The organism is Chromohalobacter sarecensis (assembly GCF_023061135.1).
Classification (GTDB): domain Bacteria; phylum Pseudomonadota; class Gammaproteobacteria; order Pseudomonadales; family Halomonadaceae; genus Chromohalobacter; species Chromohalobacter sarecensis.
Window position 1 is genome coordinate 1 of sequence record NZ_JAKGAN010000023.1, and the last position, 1,591, is coordinate 1,591.

General features: G+C 65.4%; 1 protein-coding gene. It reads left to right on the forward strand.

The genetic code is table 11. The annotated features are described in order from the left end of the window. Positions 1–1,591 (forward strand): Ig-like domain-containing protein (locus tag L1071_RS16145; protein ID WP_246977065.1); only part of this gene is annotated, 1,591 nt, incomplete at both ends.

Here is a 1,591-nt window from a genome sequence, read left to right on the forward strand (position 1 = left end):
GGCCACGGTGACCATCGCCGCAGACGGTAGCTTCTCCTACAGCGGTGTCGACCTCTCCGCTCTGGCCGACGGTGAACTCACCGCGACGCTGACCGTGGAAGATGCTGCCGGTAACGCAGCGCCGTTTACCGACAGCGTCACCCTGGATACCGCGGCGCCGGACGCGCCGACGATCGATCCCACCAACGGTGACGACATCACCGGCACCGCCGAGGTCGGCAGCACCGTGACCCTCACCGACGCTGATGGCGATGTCGTTGGTGAACCGGTCACCGTCGGCGACGACGGCATCTGGAGCGTGACGCCCGACACCCCGCTGGCCAATGGCGATGAAGTCACGGTCACCGCCACCGATCCTGCCGGTAACGCCAGCGAGCCGGCCACCGAGACGGTGGATGGCATTCCACCGGCCGAAGGCGACAACAGCGTGATCTTCGGCGATGATGTCTACAACGCGGCCGAAGCCGATAGCGCCACCCTCTCCGGCACGGTCGAAGATGACGCGACCATCGACTCGCTGACCATTACCAGTGCCGGTGGTGGTGATCCACTCACCATTGCCGGTGAGGACATCACGCTCAACGGCGATGGCACGTTCAGCTATACCGCCGATCTGTCCGGTCTGACGGATGGCGAGCTGACCGCGACGCTCACAGTCACCGACGCCGCCGGTAACGAGGGCACCGTCACCGATACCGCCACGCTGGACACCCTCGCCGATGCCGCGCCGACCGCCATGCTGACCAGCGATGACGCAGATGGCCTGATCAACGCCGATGAAGCCGACACGGCCAGCTACACCGTCAGCGGCCTCGACCCCGATGCCACCGTCGTGGCTTCGTTCACCGATGGCACTACCACGGTCACCGCAGATGTCGCGGTCGATGGCACTTTCGAGGTTGATCTATCTGGCTTGGCCGATGGCGAGATCACCAGCTCGCTGGCGATCACCGATGCCGCGGGCAATACCGCCACAATTTCCGGTGACACTCTCACCCTGGATACCGTGGCACCGGATGCGCCGACGATCGATCCCACCAATGGCGAGACTCTCACCGGTACCGCCGAAGCCGGCGGCACCGTGACCCTCACCGACGGTAATGGCGATGTCATTGGCGAGCCGGTACTTGTGGGTGACGACGGCATCTGGAGCGTGACACCCGACACCCCACTGGCCGATGGTGATGAAGTCACGGCCACGGCCACCGATCCCGCCGGCAACGCCAGCGATCCGGCCACTGAGACTGTGGATGGCATTCCTCCGGCCGAAGGCGACAACAGCGTGACGATCGTCAGCGGCGACGATGCGTTCCTCAACGCTGACGAAGCCGGCAACGTTACCCTCACCGGTCAGATCGAGGATGGGGCCAGCATCGCCTCGCTGGTGATCAGCGACGGAGACGGGGGCAGTGTGACCGTCGATCCGGCCACGGTGACCATCGCCGCAGACGGTAGCTTCTCCTACAGCGGTGTCGACCTCTCCGCTCTGGCCGACGGTGAACTCACCGCGACGCTGACCGTCGAAGACGCTGCCGGTAACGCAGCGCCGTTCACCGACAGCGTCACCCTGGATACGGCGGCACCCGAGGCG